General features: G+C 57.8%; 14 protein-coding genes. 9 read left to right on the forward strand and 5 right to left on the reverse strand.

The window, feature by feature from the left end; genetic code table 11:
• Positions 1-36 precede the first annotated feature (36 nt).
• Positions 37-1,656, forward strand: a complete 1,620-nt coding sequence (gene pckA, locus ACERY3_RS17680; RefSeq protein WP_373226170.1) for a phosphoenolpyruvate carboxykinase (ATP) — start codon at positions 37-39, stop codon at positions 1,654-1,656.
• Between the two features lie 126 nt (positions 1,657-1,782).
• Here the strand turns inward: pckA and envZ are convergent, their stop codons facing one another.
• Both envZ and ompR read right to left on the reverse strand, forming a co-directional pair.
• Entirely contained in the window at positions 1,783-3,129 is a 1,347-nt protein-coding gene (envZ, locus tag ACERY3_RS17685; protein WP_010436407.1) for a two-component system sensor histidine kinase EnvZ, read from the reverse strand.
• A complete protein-coding gene (gene ompR, locus ACERY3_RS17690) occupies positions 3,126-3,845 on the reverse strand; it encodes a two-component system response regulator OmpR (protein WP_001157751.1) in 720 nt (239 codons plus the stop codon). Before ompR ends, envZ begins: the two co-directional genes overlap by 4 nt.
• A 232-nt stretch (positions 3,846-4,077) precedes the next feature.
• Between ompR and greB the strand changes: the two genes are divergently transcribed.
• The 5 genes from greB to feoC all read left to right on the forward strand — a co-directional run bounded on the left by greB (position 4,078) and on the right by feoC (position 10,130).
• Entirely contained in the window at positions 4,078-4,551 is a 474-nt protein-coding gene (greB, locus tag ACERY3_RS17695; protein ID WP_014885539.1) for a transcription elongation factor GreB, read from the forward strand.
• Between the two features lie 87 nt (positions 4,552-4,638).
• Positions 4,639-6,969, forward strand: coding sequence for a Tex family protein (locus ACERY3_RS17700; RefSeq protein WP_373226171.1), 2,331 nt, complete (start codon positions 4,639-4,641; stop codon positions 6,967-6,969).
• A gap of 337 nt (positions 6,970-7,306) precedes the next feature.
• Complete coding sequence (gene feoA, locus ACERY3_RS17705) at positions 7,307-7,534, forward strand: ferrous iron transporter A (RefSeq protein ID WP_008503050.1); 228 nt, start codon at positions 7,307-7,309, stop codon at positions 7,532-7,534.
• A gap of 30 nt (positions 7,535-7,564) precedes the next feature.
• Complete coding sequence (feoB, locus tag ACERY3_RS17710; RefSeq protein ID WP_373226172.1) at positions 7,565-9,883, forward strand: Fe(2+) transporter permease subunit FeoB; 2,319 nt, start codon at positions 7,565-7,567, stop codon at positions 9,881-9,883.
• 10 nt (positions 9,884-9,893) lie between these two features.
• A complete protein-coding gene (feoC, locus tag ACERY3_RS17715; protein ID WP_048976275.1) occupies positions 9,894-10,130 on the forward strand; it encodes a [Fe-S]-dependent transcriptional repressor FeoC in 237 nt (78 codons plus the stop codon).
• A gap of 33 nt (positions 10,131-10,163) precedes the next feature.
• Here feoC and ACERY3_RS17720 read toward each other — a convergent pair whose 3' ends face one another.
• Together ACERY3_RS17720 and bioH are read right to left on the reverse strand one after the other, a co-directional pair.
• Positions 10,164-10,433, reverse strand: coding sequence for a YdgH/BhsA/McbA-like domain containing protein (locus ACERY3_RS17720; protein ID WP_033146824.1), 270 nt, complete (start codon positions 10,431-10,433; stop codon positions 10,164-10,166).
• Positions 10,434-10,544: 111 nt separating this feature from the next.
• Positions 10,545-11,318 (reverse strand): pimeloyl-ACP methyl ester esterase BioH, encoded by a 774-nt coding sequence (gene bioH / locus ACERY3_RS17725; protein WP_033146825.1) that lies wholly within the window; start codon positions 11,316-11,318, stop codon positions 10,545-10,547.
• 36 nt (positions 11,319-11,354) lie between these two features.
• Between bioH and gntX the strand changes: the two genes are divergently transcribed.
• The 3 genes from gntX to gntT all read left to right on the forward strand — a co-directional run bounded on the left by gntX (position 11,355) and on the right by gntT (position 14,377).
• On the forward strand, positions 11,355-12,038 hold the full coding sequence (gntX, locus tag ACERY3_RS17730) for a DNA utilization protein GntX (protein WP_047059832.1): 684 nt from the start codon (positions 11,355-11,357) through the stop codon (positions 12,036-12,038).
• Between the two features lie 61 nt (positions 12,039-12,099).
• A complete protein-coding gene (nfuA, locus tag ACERY3_RS17735) occupies positions 12,100-12,675 on the forward strand; it encodes a Fe-S biogenesis protein NfuA (protein ID WP_008503055.1) in 576 nt (191 codons plus the stop codon).
• A 385-nt stretch (positions 12,676-13,060) separates the two neighbouring features.
• Positions 13,061-14,377 (forward strand): gluconate transporter, encoded by a 1,317-nt coding sequence (gntT, locus tag ACERY3_RS17740; RefSeq protein ID WP_063441650.1) that lies wholly within the window; start codon positions 13,061-13,063, stop codon positions 14,375-14,377.
• Positions 14,378-14,457: 80 nt separating this feature from the next.
• On the opposite strand, the gene malQ is transcribed toward gntT, so the two are convergent.
• On the reverse strand, positions 14,458-16,539 hold the full coding sequence (gene malQ, locus ACERY3_RS17745; RefSeq protein WP_319876855.1) for a 4-alpha-glucanotransferase: 2,082 nt from the start codon (positions 16,537-16,539) through the stop codon (positions 14,458-14,460).
• Positions 16,540-16,541 lie beyond the last annotated feature (2 nt).

A 16,541-nucleotide genomic window follows, 5' to 3' on the forward strand; every position in this document is an offset into this window, starting at 1 on the left:
ATTTCAGGCAGTACATATTGGCTAAGGAGCAGTGATATGCGTGTTACTGGTTTAACCCCGCAAGATCTCAAGGCTTATGGTATTCACGACGTCCAGGAAATCGTCTACAACCCCGACTACGATACGCTGTATCAGGAAGAGCTCAATCCAGCACTGGAAGGATACGAGCGTGGTGTGTTGACGAATCTTGGTGCTATCGCCGTCGATACCGGTATTTTTACCGGTCGTTCGCCGAAAGATAAGTATATCGTCCGAGACGAAACCACCCGCGATACGCTATGGTGGGCTGATAAGGGCAAAGGGAAGAACGACAACAAACCGCTCTCCCCGGAAACCTGGCAGCACCTGAAAGGGCTCGTCACTCATCAACTTTCCGGCAAGCGTCTGTTCATTGTCGACGCTTTCTGCGGCGCTAACGCCGATACCCGTCTCTCCGTGCGTTTTATCACTGAAGTGGCCTGGCAGGCGCACTTCGTGAAAAACATGTTTATTCGTCCAACCGACGAAGAGCTGCAGGATTTCACCCCGGATTTCATCGTGATGAACGGTGCGAAATGCACGAACCCACAGTGGAAAGAGCAGGGTCTGAACTCCGAAAACTTTGTGGCCTTCAACCTGACCGAGCGTATCCAGCTGATAGGCGGTACCTGGTACGGCGGCGAAATGAAGAAAGGGATGTTCTCGGTCATGAACTACCTGCTGCCGCTGCGGGGCATCGCCTCCATGCACTGCTCGGCTAACGTCGGTGAAAAAGGCGACGTGGCGGTATTCTTCGGCCTGTCCGGCACCGGGAAAACCACCCTGTCCACCGATGCAAAACGTCGCCTGATTGGCGATGACGAACACGGCTGGGATGACGACGGCGTATTCAACTTTGAAGGCGGCTGCTACGCGAAGACCATTCGCCTGTCTGAAGAGGCCGAGCCTGATATCTTCCACGCGATCCGTCGCGATGCGCTGCTGGAAAACGTCACCGTGCGTGCCGACGGCTCCATCGACTTCGACGATGCGTCGAAAACGGAGAACACCCGCGTTTCTTACCCGATCTACCACATCGACAATATCGTGAAGCCGGTGTCAAAAGCGGGTCATGCCACGAAGGTCATTTTCCTGACCGCGGATGCGTTCGGCGTGCTGCCTCCGGTGTCTCGCCTGACGGCCAGCCAGACGCAGTATCACTTCCTCTCCGGTTTTACCGCCAAGCTGGCGGGTACCGAGCGTGGCGTGACGGAGCCAACCCCAACCTTCTCCGCCTGCTTCGGCGCGGCCTTCCTGTCGCTGCACCCGACGCAGTACGCTGAAGTGCTGGTGAAACGCATGCAGGCATCCGGCGCGCAGGCATACCTGGTGAACACCGGCTGGAACGGTACCGGCAAACGTATCTCCATCAAAGATACCCGCGCGATTATCGACGCCATTCTGGATGGTTCTCTGGACGACGCCGAAACCTTCACGCTGCCGATGTTTGACCTGGCGATCCCTACGTCGCTGCCGGGTGTGGATACGCATATCCTCGACCCGCGCAACACGTACGGTTCTCCGGAGCAGTGGCGCGAGAAAGCAGAATCGCTGGCGAAGCTGTTTATCGAGAACTTCGAGAAGTACACCGATACCCCGGCGGGTGCTGCGCTGGTGAGCGCGGGTCCGAAGCTGTAGTCCTTCTCCCTCTCCCCGTGGGAGAGGGCCGGGGTGAGGGCATCAGACCGCAGAGACCGCATTTTGTCGGGTGGCGGCTTCACCTTACCCGACCTACAAAAAAGGGTGGCAATTGCCACCCTTTTTTTAACCCTCTTTCACCTGCCCCCGCGTCACCGGTACCGGCAGCCAGGCGCGAATGCTCAGCCCACCCCGCTCGCTGGTGCCAATCTCCAGCAGTCCGTTGTGGTTATCGATAATACGCTGAACAATCGCCAGGCCTAAGCCCGTGCCGCTGGTGCTGCGCGCGCTGTCGCCGCGCACAAACGGCTGGAACAGATGCTTACGCTGCTCGGGCTTGATGCCAGGACCGTCGTCTTCCACCTGGAACCAGGCGCGGTTGAGTTCAGACCCGCTGCTGACTTTGATCCAGCCATTGCCGTAGCGCGCCGCGTTGACCACCATGTTCGCCACCGCGCGCTTAATGGAGAGCGGGTGCATGCGTACCTGAATTTCACCCGCCTGCAGGTCGGTATCAATCTCGCGCTCGTAGCCGCTTTCCGCCGCCACCACCTCGCCCAGCACCGCGTTCAGATCCGCCATCTCCATTGGCATCTCTTGCCCGGTGCGCAGGTAGTCGATGAACTGCTCGATGATGGCATTACACTCTTCGATGTCCTTGTTAATGGACTCGGCGAGATAACCGTCCTCTTCCCCCATCATCTCCGTCGCCAGACGAATACGCGTTAGCGGCGTGCGCAGGTCATGGCTTACGCCCGCCATCAGCAGCGTACGATCGTCCGCCAGCTGCTTCACGCCTGCCGCCATATGGTTAAACGCGCGCGTCACCGAACGGACTTCCGAGGCACCATACTCGCGCAGCGGAGGTGGAATAATTCCTTTACCGACCTGCAGCGCAGCGTGCTCCAGGTCGACCAGCGGTCGGTTCTGGATACGGATAAATAGCCACGCGCCGCCTATCGCCAGCAGCATAATCGCCAGGGTGTAGCGGAACAGCGGCGAGAAGTCGCCCTGATGGATTTCGGTCAGCGGAACGCGCACCCAGATATTGGGTGACAGCCACGTTTTCAGCCAGACGACGGGCGAGCTTTTGTTGACCTCAACGCGCACTTCCGTTGGGCCGCCCAGCTGCTGCGCCATCTGCTGGCTGAGGAATTCGTAGTGCTGCGCCCAGCGCAGGCCAGCGTCTTCCGCCGCTTCGTTGGAGTAGAGCGAAATGCCCAGCTCACGGTAGATTTCACGGCGAAACGCCGGGGGAACGACGAGCTGCGTGCCGTCCTCCAGCTGCAGTTTGTCGGTCATCAGCATACGGACTTCGTAGGCCAGGACCTTATTAAACTGCTGGAGGCTCGGCAGGATCGCAAAGTTCAGCACCACCAGATAGGTCGTCACCAGGCTGACGAACAGCAGGGTGACGATCAGCAACAGGGTGCGGGCAAACGAGCTACGCGGCGAGAAGCGCATTCGCCTCATGCTTTAGAGCCGTCCGGGACGAACACGTAGCCCAGACCCCATACGGTCTGAATATAACGAGGATGCGCAGGATCTTCTTCCACCATGCGGCGCAGGCGGGAGATCTGCACGTCAATGGAGCGTTCCATTGCGGAGTATTCGCGACCGCGCGCCAGGTTCATCAGCTTGTCGCGGGAAAGCGGTTCACGCGGGTGGCTGACCAGCGCTTTCAGAACCGCAAACTCGCCGCTGGTGAGCGGCATTGGCTCATCTTCACGGAACATCTCGCGCGTGCCGAGGTTCAGCTTGAACTTGCCGAAGGCAATGACGGCTTCTTCCTGAGACGGTGCGCCAGGCAGTTCGTTCGCCTGACGGCGCAGCACAGCGCGAATACGCGCCAGCAGTTCACGCGGGTTAAACGGTTTTGGAATGTAGTCATCTGCGCCGATTTCGAGGCCGACGATACGGTCAACTTCCTCACCCTTCGCCGTCACCATGATGATCGGCATCGGGTTGCTCTGGCTGCGCAGACGGCGGCAAATAGAAAGCCCGTCTTCGCCAGGCAGCATCAGGTCGAGAACCATCAGGTGGAAAGATTCACGGGTCAGCAGACGGTCCATCTGCTCAGCGTTCGCGACGCTACGAACCTGGAAGCCCTGCTCGGTCAGATAACGCTCCAGCAGCGCGCGCAGGCGCATGTCGTCATCCACGACCAGAATTTTGTAGTTCTCTTGCATTGTGTGTACTCCCAAAGGTTCGGATAGTCTTTGTAACAGCGTATTCTAAAAAAGTGCACGTATTCGACCAGTTAATTCTGGTATAAATTCTAGTCGAAATTGTTACAAAGCATATTTAACAGCAGCTTATCTGCTCATTTCATCACATAAATCATTATTAATCCTGTCTGTTACACTGTGCGGTACGTATTGTGCGCAAGACAGTTAACCGGCAGGCAGCAAAGGCTTTACCATGAAAACGCCCCTGATCACCCGCGAAGGGTACGAAAAGCTCAAAAAAGAGATGGATTACCTCTGGCGCGAAGAGCGTCCTGAAGTAACCAAAAAGGTGACCTGGGCAGCAAGCCTGGGCGATCGCAGCGAAAACGCTGACTACCAGTACAACAAAAAGCGGCTGCGCGAAATTGACCGCCGGGTTCGCTACCTGACGAAGTGTCTCGAGAATCTCAAAATTGTCGATTACTCCCCGCAGCAGGAGGGCAAAGTGTTCTTCGGCGCGTGGGTGGAGATTGAAAACGACGATGGCGACACTCTGCGTTTTCGCATTGTCGGCTACGATGAAATTTTTGGTCGTAAGGACTACATCTCCATCGACTCCCCGATGGCTCGCGCGCTGCTGAAAAAGGAAGTGGGCGATCTGGCCGTCGTTCAGACCCCTGCCGGTGAAGCCAGCTGGTACGTCAATGAGATCGTCTACGTAAAATAGTCCGAGAGCGCCCTCCCCGGCTGGCATTTTGCCGTGTCAGCCCGTATAACTATCCCCTGATTTTTCGACTCAACAGATGATAAAGCCATGATGAAAGATTCGCTCTGCCGCATTATTGCGGGTGATATTCAGGCCAGAGCCGAACAGGTAGAAGCTGCCGTTCGCCTGCTTGATGAAGGGAACACCGTGCCGTTTATTGCACGCTATCGTAAGGAAGTCACCGGCGGTCTGGATGACACGCAGCTGCGTAACCTGGAGACCCGTCTGGGCTATCTGCGCGAGCTGGAAGAACGTCGTCAGGCGATCCTCAAATCCATCGGCGAACAGGGCAAGCTGACCAGCGAGCTTGAAAGCGCCATCAACGGCACCCTGAGCAAAACCGAACTCGAAGATCTCTATCTGCCGTACAAACCGAAGCGCCGCACGCGCGGGCAGATTGCGATTGAAGCGGGTCTTGAGCCGCTGGCCGACCTGCTGTGGAGCGAGCCGTCCCACGATCCGGAAACCGAAGCTGCCAAATTTATCGACGCCGACAAAGGCGTAGCGGATACCAAGGCCGCCCTCGACGGCGCGCGCTACATTCTGATGGAGCGCTTCGCCGAAGACGCCGCCCTGCTCGCTAAAGTGCGTGATTACCTGTGGAAGAATGCCCACATCGTCTCTACCGTCGTCGCGGGCAAAGAGGAAGAAGGCGCGAAATTCCGCGACTACTTCGATCACCACGAACCGATCTCTACCGCCCCTTCACACCGCGCGCTGGCGATGTTCCGCGGCCGCAACGAAGGCGTGCTCCAGCTCTCCCTGAACGCCGACCCGCAGTTTGACGAGCCGCCGAAAGAGAGCCACTGCGAGCAGATCATTATCGACCATCTCGGCCTGCGCCTGAACAACGCCCCGGCGGACAGCTGGCGCAAAGGCGTGGTGAGCTGGACCTGGCGCATCAAGGTGCTGATGCACCTCGAAACCGAGCTGATGGGCACCGTGCGCGAGCGCGCCGAAGACGAAGCGATTAACGTCTTCGCCCGTAACCTGCACGACCTGCTGATGGCCGCCCCTGCCGGCCTGCGTGCGACTATGGGTCTCGATCCGGGTCTGCGTACCGGCGTGAAGGTCGCTGTGGTTGACGGCACCGGCAAGCTGGTGGCGACCGATACCATTTATCCGCACACCGGCCAGGCAGCGAAAGCGGCCGTCGTGGTGGCGGCGCTGTGCGAAAAATACAATGTGGAGCTGGTTGCCATCGGCAACGGTACGGCCTCACGCGAAACCGAGCGTTTCTACCTCGACGTGCAGAAGCAGTTCCCGAAAGTGACGGCACAGAAAGTGATAGTCAGCGAAGCGGGAGCATCCGTCTATTCTGCGTCCGAGCTGGCGGCCCAGGAGTTCCCGGACCTGGACGTTTCCCTGCGCGGTGCGGTCTCTATCGCACGCCGCCTGCAGGATCCGCTGGCGGAGCTGGTGAAGATCGACCCGAAATCCATCGGCGTGGGCCAGTATCAGCACGACGTGAGCCAGACTCAGCTGGCGCGCAAGCTGGATGCGGTGGTGGAAGACTGCGTAAACGCCGTCGGCGTTGACCTGAACACCGCTTCCGTTCCCCTGCTGACCCGCGTGGCGGGCTTAACCCGCATGATGGCGCAGAACATCGTCGCCTGGCGTGATGAGAACGGCCAGTTCCAAAATCGTCAGCAGCTGCTGAAGGTGAGCCGTCTGGGGCCAAAAGCCTTTGAGCAGTGTGCGGGCTTCCTGCGCATCAACCACGGCGATAACCCGCTGGATGCCTCCACCGTTCACCCGGAAGCGTACCCGGTTGTGGAGCGCATTCTGGCCGCCACCCAGCAGGCACTGAAAGATCTTATGGGTGACAGCAGCGCCCTGCGCAACCTGAAAGCCGTTGATTTCACCGATGACAAATTTGGTGTCCCCACCGTCACCGACATCATCAAAGAGCTGGAAAAGCCGGGCCGCGATCCGCGTCCTGAGTTCAAGACGGCGACCTTTGCTGACGGCGTGGAAACCATGAATGACCTGCTGCCCGGCATGGTGCTGGAAGGCGCGGTGACCAACGTCACTAACTTTGGCGCGTTTGTGGATATCGGCGTACATCAGGACGGTCTGGTGCATATCTCTTCCCTTGCCGACAAGTTCGTTGAAGACCCGCACACCGTGGTCAAAGCGGGCGACATCGTGAAGGTGAAAGTGCTGGAAGTCGATCTGCAGCGCAAGCGTATCGCGCTGACCATGCGTCTGGACGAGCAGCCGGGCGACACCAGCGCGCGCCGCGGCGGCAATGGCAGCGGTCGCGAGCAGCAGCGCCCGGCCGCGAAAGCGGCAAAACCGCGCGGACGTGATGCTCAGCCTGCAGGCAACAGCGCGATGATGGATGCGCTGGCGGCAGCGATGGGTAAGAAACGCTAAGGCTGTCAATGCCCCTCACCCTAACCCTCTCCCCAAAGGGGAGAGGGGATCGCACGGTGCAGTCTTTCCCCCTCGTCCTCATGGGTGGGGGGAATAAATTCATATCGAAATATATGAAACCGATTGCATAGCCATATTTAAACCATGAATTATCACCCCGTTAACAAATACTCCCCTTTTTGTTTTCCAGGCAATTCAGCAAATATTGAGCCAGGTCAAACAGGCCGTAAATTAATACCGTAAACAACATTCCGTCACAGTTTTAATATTGCTGATAAAAACTATTCTCATTATCATCCCATAGTAGATAATTTAACCTTTCGTGGAATCAGGCGTTATGCAATTCACTCCAGACAGTGCATGGAAGATTACCGGTTTTACCCGCGAAATTAGCCCAGCCTATCGGCAAAAGCTGCTGTCGCTGGGCATGCTGCCCGGCTCGTCATTCCAGGTCGTGCGCGTGGCGCCGCTGGGCGATCCGGTTCACATCGAAACCCGCCGCGTGAATCTGGTGCTGCGTAAGAAAGACCTCGCGTTAATAGAAGTCGAAGCCTTATCCCGATAACAAGCCAGCGGTTTCAGTGAGTCTAAAAAAATGAAAAAGTTAACTATTGGCTTAATTGGCAATCCTAATTCCGGCAAGACTACGCTTTTTAACCAGCTGACCGGAGCCCGCCAGCGCGTGGGCAACTGGGCGGGCGTGACGGTTGAGCGTAAAGAGGGCCAGTTCACGACAACGGACAGCCAGGTGACGCTGGTTGACCTTCCCGGCACCTACTCCTTAACCACCATTTCGTCGCAAACCTCGCTCGATGAGCAGATTGCCTGCCACTACATTCTTGGCGGCGACGCGGACCTGCTGATCAACGTGGTCGACGCTTCCAATCTCGAACGTAACCTTTATCTGACGCTGCAGCTGCTGGAGCTGGGTATCCCCTGCATCGTGGCGCTCAACATGCTCGACATTGCGGAGAAACAAAAGCTGCGTATCGACGTCGATGCCCTCTCCGCGCGCCTGGGTTGCCCGGTCGTTCCGCTGGTCTCGACGCGCGCTCGCGGTATTGATGCGCTGAAGCTGGCTATTGACCGTCACCAGGGAAATCATGACATTGAGCTGGTGCATTACGCGAAGCCTCTCCTGCGCGAAGCCAATGTGCTGGCGCAGGAGATGGACAAAAGCATGCCTGCAAAACAGCGCCTGTGGCTCGGCCTGCAGATGCTGGAAGGGGATATCTACAGCCGCGCTTACGCCGGGCATGCGGCTGATAAGCTGGACGCGACGGTGGCCCGTCTTAGCGACGAGCTGGACGACCCGGCGCTGCACATCGCCGACGCGCGTTACCAGGCCATCGCCTCGATTTGCGACGTTGTCAGTAACGCCCTGACGGCAGAGCCCAGCCGCTTTACGGCAGCGGTGGATAAGGTTGTGCTTAACCGCTTCCTCGGTTTGCCCATCTTCCTGCTGGTCATGTACGTGATGTTCCTGCTCGCCATTAACATCGGCGGCGCACTCCAGCCTATTTTCGACGCCGGTTCCGTCGCGGTCTTCGTCCACGGAATTCAGTGGGTGGGTTACACCCTGCACTTCCCTGAATGGTTAACCATCTTCCTCGCACAGGGGATCGGCGGCGGTATCAACACCGTTCTGCCTCTGGTGCCGCAGATCGGCATGATGTATCTGTTCCTCTCGTTCCTGGAAGATTCCGGCTACATGGCGCGCGCCGCGTTCGTGATGGATCGTCTGATGCAGGCGCTGGGTCTGCCAGGTAAATCCTTCGTCCCGCTGATTGTCGGCTTCGGCTGTAACGTACCGTCGGTGATGGGCGCGCGCACCCTGGATGCGCCACGTGAGCGTCTGATGACCATCATGATGGCGCCGTTTATGTCCTGTGGCGCCCGTCTGGCAATCTTTGCGGTCTTTGCCGCAGCCTTCTTTGGTCAGCAGGGCGCGCTGGCGGTCTTCTCGCTGTACGTGCTGGGCATCGTGATGGCTATTCTTACCGGTTTAATGCTGAAGCACACCATCATGCGCGGTGAAGCGTCGCCGTTTGTGATGGAGCTGCCGGTGTATCACGTGCCGCATCTGAAAAGCCTGGCGATCCAGACCTGGCAACGCCTGAAGGGCTTTGTGCTGCGCGCCGGTAAGGTGATTGTCATCGTCAGCATTTTCCTGAGCGCGCTGAACAGCTTCACCCTCAGCGGGCAGGCGGCGGATAACATCAACGACTCTGCCCTCGCCTCCGTCAGCCGCGTCATCACGCCGGTCTTCAAACCGATTGGCGTGCATGAGGATAACTGGCAGGCAACCGTCGGGCTATTCACCGGAGCGATGGCGAAAGAGGTGGTTGTCGGCACCCTGAACACGCTTTACACCGCCGAGAACATTCAGGAACAGGAATTTAATCCGGCAGAGTTTCATCTCGGTCATGAACTGCTGGGTGCCGTAGAGGAAACCTGGCAGAGCCTGAAAGACACCTTCAGCCTGAGCGTGCTGGCGAACCCTATTGAGGCCAGCAAAGGCGACGGCGAAATGGCAACAGGTGCCATGGGCGTGATGGGGGAGAAATTTGGCAGCGCGTCCGCGGCCTACAGCTACCTCATCTTTGTTCTGCTCTACATTCCGTGCATCTCCGTGATGGGGGCGATTGCCCGCGAGTCCAGCCGCGGCTGGATGGGCTTCTCCATCCTGTGGGGGTTAAACATTGCGTACTCGCTGTCGACGCTCTTTTATCAAACCGTTAATTTCAGCCAGCATCCGCGCTACAGCCTGGTCTGCATTCTCGCGGTTGTGCTGTTTAACGTGATAGTGCTCGGTTTACTGCGGCGTGCGCGCAGCCGCGTCGACATCGACCTGCTGGCAAACCGTAAAACCGCCGCGACCTGCTGCAGCAGCCCGGCGGGCGACTGTCACTAAGGAGCACACCATGGCATCGTTGATTCAGGTTCGTGACCTGCTGGCACTGCAAGGGCGAATGGAGGCGAAACAGCTGAGCCTCAGCCTGCATACGCCGCAGCCGATGATCGATGCCATGCTGGAAAGACTGGAAGCCATGGGGAAAGCCGTGCGGATTCAGGAAGAAGCGGACGGTTGTCTCTCCGGCAGTTGTAAAAGCTGTCCGGAAGGAAAGGCCTGCCTCAGGGAGTGGTGGACGCTGCGTTAACAAAGCCGGGCATCGCTGCCCGGCTTTATCGTATTACTTGTAGACGTCCGCCGTTGCGCGTACGTTTTTGGTCTGTTTTTCTGCACTGGTGACGACGTAGTACGTTCCGCCCAGCTCATCCGCTTTCTTCGACAGCTCTCTGCGAGCATCCATCGGCGCGGTGGTGTCAGACGTAGAAATCTCACCAATTTTCGTCAGATTCATGCCGGCAACTTTATCTTTTTCCAGCTCTTTTGCCGCAAAGACGCCAAATGACAGTGACCCAATAACCAGAGAAGTGACAATACCTGTAACAAGTTTCATAGCCTGACTCTCCATAGGATTGTTGTTTTGATTATCGTAGGCAGAACAACCGCAACGACATCTGGAGTATGGTTGCGGTGTGTTACTTTTTCCAGGCAGGATAGAAAATAATCAGTCGAAACGTTGACTTAACGCAATCAGCGCTGAACAAAATTCCGTCGGATGAGAGATAAACGGGGCATGTGCGGCTTTGGCAATAATCTGCGATTCACTCTCCGGCCAGAGTGAATCCAGCAGCGGAACCACTTTGCGCGGCACAATCCCGTCGAGATAACCGTAGATACGCAGGTGCGGCACCGTCAGCGCGGCCAGCGGCTCGCGCAGGTCAACCGTTTTCAGGAGCTCAAGTCCGCCGTTAAGCACCTCAACCTCCGGCATCGGCAGCGAAAGCACGGTCTGCTTCAGCGTTCGGGCATCCTTACGCGCGGTGTCAGTGCCCATTGTCTGCAATGCCAGGAACCGCTCTACGGTCCGCTGGAAATCTTCGCTCAGCTGCTGCTGGAAGCCCGCCAGCACGTCAGGCTTGATCCCCGGCCACTCTTCCTGCGCGCTAAAACAGGGCGATGACGCCACCGTCACCAGCGCTTTTACGCGTTCAGGCTGCGACAGCGCAATCTGGCTCGCCACCAGCCCGCCCAGGCTCCAGCCCAGCCAGACCGCGTTTTGCGGCGCAGCGTCCAGAACCTGCTGCGCCATTTCATCAAGCGACAACGCGCCATACCCGCGGCTGCGGCCAAAGCCGGGTAAATCCACCAGATGCAGCGTGAAATGCGAGGCAAGTTCCTCACGTATGCAATGCCATATCTCCGCATTCAGGCCCCATCCGTGCAGCAGCACAAGATGGCAATTTCCTGTCCCTACGGTCTGCCACCACAGCGTCTTCATCAGTTACTGTTCTCTTTTTTCACATGGAGGTTGCACATGCTAACAGTACCCGGCTTGTGCTGGCTATGCCAAATGCCGCTGGCGCTCAGCGGGTGGGGCGTCTGCTCCGTCTGCACGCGATCGCTGCAATGGCGTATCGGGATCTGTCCACAATGTGGTTTACCGGCCACGAACCCCTCGTTGCCCTGTGGCCGCTGCCTGAAAAAATCCCCGCCGTGGAGTGCGCTGGTGGCCGTGGATGATTATGTTCCGCCGCTGAACAGGCTGATCCACGCGCTGAAGTTTTCCGGGCAGAGCTCGCTGGCACAGCCCCTTGCCCGCCTGCTGTTGCTGGCAGTTTTGCAGGCGCGACGTCACCGGGCACTGCCGAAAATTGACATGGTGGTGAATGTCCCTTTATACCGACGTCGGCACTGGCGGCGCGGCTATAACCAGAGTGACCTGCTCTGCCGTCCCCTCGCGCGGTGGCTCGGCTGCCGGTATGAGGCCCGCGCGCTGACACGCGTTCATGCCACCGCCATCCAGCATCAGCTCAGCGCACGGCTGCGCAAAAGAAACCTCAAAAATGCCTTTCGCCTTGAATTGCCGGTCGACGGTCTCCATATCGCGATTGTGGATGATGTCGTCACCACGGGCAGTACCGTTGCTGAACTTTCCCGACTGCTTTTGCGAAGCGGCGCCGCGTCGGTTCAGGTATGGTGTCTGTGCCGTACCTTGTAGCCCTTCTTCAATGGGCGTATGATTATACCCAGGTAATTTAGTCAACTATTAGGCCAAAGCTATGATCCGTATTTCCGATTCTGCACAAGCGCACTTTGCCAAACTGCTGGCAAATCAGGAAGAAGGGACGCAGATCCGCGTGTTTGTGATTAATCCAGGCACTCCGAATGCAGAATGTGGTGTTTCTTATTGTCCTCCGGACGCTGTGGAAGCCACCGACACTGCCCTTAAATTTGAACAGCTCACCGCCTACGTTGATGAGCTGAGTGCACCGTATCTTGAAGATGCGGAGATCGACTTCGTCACCGACCAGCTGGGTTCTCAGCTGACCCTGAAAGCGCCGAACGCGAAAATGCGTAAAGTGTCTGACGATGCCCCGCTGATGGAGCGCGTTGAGTATCTGCTGCAATCCCAGATCAACCCACAGCTGGCGGGCCACGGCGGTCGTGTTTCCCTGATGGAAATCACCGACGAAGGTTTTGCCATTCTGCAGTTTGGCGGCGGCTGTAACGGCTGTTCAATGGTCGATGTGACGCTGAAAGAAGGGATCGAGAAGCAGCTGCTGAACGAGTTCCCGGAACTGAAAGGCGTGCGTGACCTGACCGAGCACCAGCGCGGCGAGCACTCTTACTACTAATTCAGTATCCGTCTGTATCGCCCGGTAGCGCTGCGCTTGCCGGGCCTACAAAACTGTGCCTGCGCGTATGCCTGGACACAGCATCCGAATCGTAGGCCGGGTAAGGCGAAGCCGCCACCCGGCTTTTGTTTTCCCGCCGCTCTCCCTCTATATGTTGACCTGCGTCTCATAATTCAAATTTAGCCTCCCAGGGTGATTCTCAATCGCGCCATGTTACCCGTATCATTCTCGTGGGCACTCAGCATCCTTATAACAGCCGACTAAACTTAATGGTTTCGAAGGCATCAGTATGAGTGCCGTTAACACTCTGTTCCCAGTTGGGACAATCGGAATTTGTCGTTGAAACAATGACGTTACCCATAACAATTCAAAGGCCAGGTAAATCATGCCATTAGTCATCGTTGCTATCGGTGTTGTGTTATTACTGCTCTTGATGATCCGTTTCAAAATGAACGGATTTATCGCTCTGGTTCTGGTGGCACTTGCAGTCGGTCTGATGCAGGGTATGCCGCTGGTTAAAGTTATCAGTTCTATCAAAGCCGGCGTCGGAGGCACGCTCGGCAGCCTGGCGCTGATCATGGGCTTCGGCGCCATGCTCGGCAAAATGCTGGCGGACTGCGGGGGCGCACAGCGTATTGCCACCACCCTGATTGCCAAATTCGGTAAACAGCACATTCAGTGGGCCGTGGTGTTAACCGGTTTTACCGTCGGCTTCGCGCTGTTCTATGAAGTGGGCTTCGTGCTGATGCTGCCGCTGGTGTTCACCATCGCGGCTGCGGCAAACATCCCGCTGCTGTATGTCGGTGTGCCAATGGCTGCGGCGCTGTCCGTGACCCACGGCTTCCTGCCGCCGCACCCGGGCCCAACCGCTATAGCAACCATTTTCCACGCGGATATGGGTAAAACCCTGCTGTTCGGTACAATTCTGGCGATCCCAACCGTGATTCTGGCGGGCCCGGTTTATGCCCGCTTCCTGAAAGGCATTGATAAGCCGATTCCGGAAGGTCTGTACAGCGCCAAAACCTTCACCGAAGAAGAGATGCCGGGCTTTGGCGTCAGCGTCTGGACCTCTCTGGTACCGGTGATCCTGATGGCGATGCGTGCCGTGGCGGAGATGATTCTGCCGAAAGGTCATCCGTTCCTGTCCGTTGCGGAATTCCTCGGTGACCCGGTCATGGCAACGCTGATTGCGGTGCTGATCGCGATGTTCACCTTCGGCCTGAACCGCGGCCGTTCTATGGATCAGATCAACGACACGCTGACCTCTTCCATCAAAATCATTGCCATGATGCTCCTGATCATCGGCGGCGGCGGCGCATTCAAGCAGGTTCTGGTCGACAGCGGCGTGGATAAATACATCGCTGCCATGATGCATGAAACCAACGTATCGCCGCTCCTGATGGCCTGGTCTATTGCCGCGGTTCTGCGTATTGCGCTGGGTTCTGCGACCGTTGCGGCGATCACCGCGGGCGGTATCGTTGCCCCGCTGATTGCGACCACGGGCGTAAGCCCTGAGCTGATGGTTATCGCCGTCGGTTCCGGTAGCGTGATTTTCTCTCACGTTAACGACCCTGGCTTCTGGCTGTTCAAGGAGTACTTCAACCTGACGATCGGTGAAACCATCAAGTCCTGGTCCGCGCTGGAAACCATTATTTCGGTGTGCGGTCTGGTCGGGGTACTGCTGTTGAATATGGTGGTTTGATGTAAAAAAGCCGGGTAGCGCTGACGCTTACCCGGCCTACATTCTATTTCCTCTCCCTCCGGGAGAGGGTTAGGGTGAAACTACCGCTTCTTGCCCACCGCCCTTCTGCGTTTGTCCAAATCCTTAATCAGCTTGTTCACCCCGTCATCGGCAAACATCTTCTCAAGCGATGTGGACAGCTTGCGACGCCAGTTCTTGTACTGATAGCTGGTCCCCGGAATGTTCACCGGCTCCGCCATATCAATCCAGTCTTCCGGCTGCAGGCCCAGCAGGGCGCTGTTGCTGTCGGCAATATAGCGCTGCAAGCCGCGATTGAGGGTAGCGGTCATCGACATCAATGACGCCTTATGTCCGGCACGTTTCGGCAGACAGCCCTGCTTGTGCAGCGCATCCAGCAGCCCCTGTTTGGAGAGCTCGCGATCCTGATACAGGCCGCGCAAAACCTCTTCATCAGGGTACAGCCCCAGCGTTTTACCGAGCGTCAGATCGCCGCTTTCCCAATAGCCACGAAGCGTAGGAAGGTCATGCGTCGTCGCGACTGCCATTGACTGTTCAGGGTACGCTTTCGGCGCGCGGAAGGTTTTCTCATGGTCGTTTTCAAAATAGAGCACTTTATAGGAGTAGACGCCGCTGTCGCGGAGCTTGCTGACAATTTCCACCGGCACGGTACCGAGATCTTCACCGATCACCATGCACTGATGGCGTTTACTTTCCAGGGCCAGGATCGACAGCAGATCGTCAACCGGATACTGCACGTACGCCCCGTGATCGGCCGTTTCACCGTACGGGATCCACCACAGACGCAGCACGGACATCACGTGGTCGATACGCAGCGCGCCGCAGTTCTGCATGTTAGCGCGCAGCAGGTCGATAAACGGCTCGTAGGCGCGCGCCGCCATGACGTGCGGATCCATCGGCGGCAACCCCCAGTTCTGACCGAGAGGCCCAAGAATATCCGGCGGCGCGCCGACGGAGGCTTTCAGACAGTAAAGCTCACGGTCGCACCAGGTTTCCGCGCCGCCCTCTGCCACGCCGACGGCCAGATCGCGATACAGGCCGATCGGCATCTTATAGCCCTGGCTCACCTGCCAGCAGGCGGCAAACTGGCTGTACGCCAGCCACTGCAGCCACAGGTAGAAGTCCACTTCATCGGCATATTTTTTACAGAACGCTTTTACTTCAGGCGTGTCGACAGACTGATACGCTTCCGGCCAGACCGGCCAGCCCCAGCGCATTTCGTCCTCCTTCACCTGATATGCGTGCAGCGCATCAAACGCCGCCTGCCAGTACAGGCTCTCGCCCTCCTGCGTCACAAACTGGCGGAACGCGGCCATCTGCTCGTCATCGCGCTGCGAAAAGCCTTTCCACGCCAGACGCAGCGCGGCCATTTTCAGCGCCGTGACGGTGGAATAGTCCACCCAGTCCGCGTCGCGCGCCTGCTTCAGGGCCTGCTGCGTGGTGCTGAGTTTCCACCACGCCTGCGCCTCTTTGCTGTTTTTGAAGTCATCTAACGCGTTAACGTCGATATAAATCACGTTCAGCCAGCGACGGGACGACGGGCTGTACGGGCTGGCGCTCTCCGGGTTGGCCGGATAGAGCGCGTGGATCGGGTTAAGCCCGATAAACGCGCCGCCGCGCTCGCCCACATCCGCCAGCATCTTTTTCAGATCGCCAAAATCACCGATGCCCCAGTTGCTGTCGGATCGCAGCGTATAGAGCTGCACGCAGGCGCCCCACAGTTTTTTACCTTCGAGCAACGCCTGCGGCTCGTAGCAGCGTTTTGGCGCGACGATCACCCGGCAGTGGAAACGCAGGTCATCCTGGGTAAGCGTTAGAGTGTGATACCCCTCCGGCAGCTTCGCCGGAAGGTTTAACGTTTTGCCGCCGGTGGCGTGGCCTTTGTGCTGATGCCCCTCTTCGGTGGTAAGCAGCCAGCTAAACTCGCCGCGCCCCTCCACCGCCAGCGGCATCTTTTTGCCTGCGGTGAATACCTTCACGTTCGGCACCGGCGCAACCGACGCTTTCGCGTCGGCCTTGTGCATGGCATCCAGCAAACGTCTTTTGGTGTCGGCGCCAATAGACTGCGGTTTGCCGTGCGCATTAATGTAACTGAGGCTGATCCCCGCCGCCTGCGCGGCGCTGTCCAGACGTTTACTCTCCATCG

The sequence above is a fragment of the Enterobacter cloacae complex sp. ESBL7 genome (genome assembly GCF_041679625.1).
GTDB classification, from domain to species: Bacteria; Pseudomonadota; Gammaproteobacteria; order Enterobacterales; family Enterobacteriaceae; genus Enterobacter; species Enterobacter asburiae_B.

Coding starts and splice junctions, on each gene's coding strand:
- pckA (WP_373226170.1), top strand. CDS start 37: ATGCGTGTTACTGGTTTAACCCCGCAAGATCTCAAGGCTTATGGTATT.
- envZ (WP_010436407.1), bottom strand. CDS start 3,129: ATGAGGCGAATGCGCTTCTCGCCGCGTAGCTCGTTTGCCCGCACCCTG.
- ompR (WP_001157751.1), bottom strand. CDS start 3,845: ATGCAAGAGAACTACAAAATTCTGGTCGTGGATGACGACATGCGCCTG.
- greB (WP_014885539.1), top strand. CDS start 4,078: ATGAAAACGCCCCTGATCACCCGCGAAGGGTACGAAAAGCTCAAAAAA.
- ACERY3_RS17700 (WP_373226171.1), top strand. CDS start 4,639: ATGATGAAAGATTCGCTCTGCCGCATTATTGCGGGTGATATTCAGGCC.
- feoA (WP_008503050.1), top strand. CDS start 7,307: ATGCAATTCACTCCAGACAGTGCATGGAAGATTACCGGTTTTACCCGC.
- feoB (WP_373226172.1), top strand. CDS start 7,565: ATGAAAAAGTTAACTATTGGCTTAATTGGCAATCCTAATTCCGGCAAG.
- feoC (WP_048976275.1), top strand. CDS start 9,894: ATGGCATCGTTGATTCAGGTTCGTGACCTGCTGGCACTGCAAGGGCGA.
- ACERY3_RS17720 (WP_033146824.1), bottom strand. CDS start 10,433: ATGAAACTTGTTACAGGTATTGTCACTTCTCTGGTTATTGGGTCACTG.
- bioH (WP_033146825.1), bottom strand. CDS start 11,318: ATGAAGACGCTGTGGTGGCAGACCGTAGGGACAGGAAATTGCCATCTT.
- gntX (WP_047059832.1), top strand. CDS start 11,355: ATGCTAACAGTACCCGGCTTGTGCTGGCTATGCCAAATGCCGCTGGCG.
- nfuA (WP_008503055.1), top strand. CDS start 12,100: ATGATCCGTATTTCCGATTCTGCACAAGCGCACTTTGCCAAACTGCTG.
- gntT (WP_063441650.1), top strand. CDS start 13,061: ATGCCATTAGTCATCGTTGCTATCGGTGTTGTGTTATTACTGCTCTTG.
- malQ (WP_319876855.1), bottom strand. CDS start 16,539: ATGGAGAGTAAACGTCTGGACAGCGCCGCGCAGGCGGCGGGGATCAGC.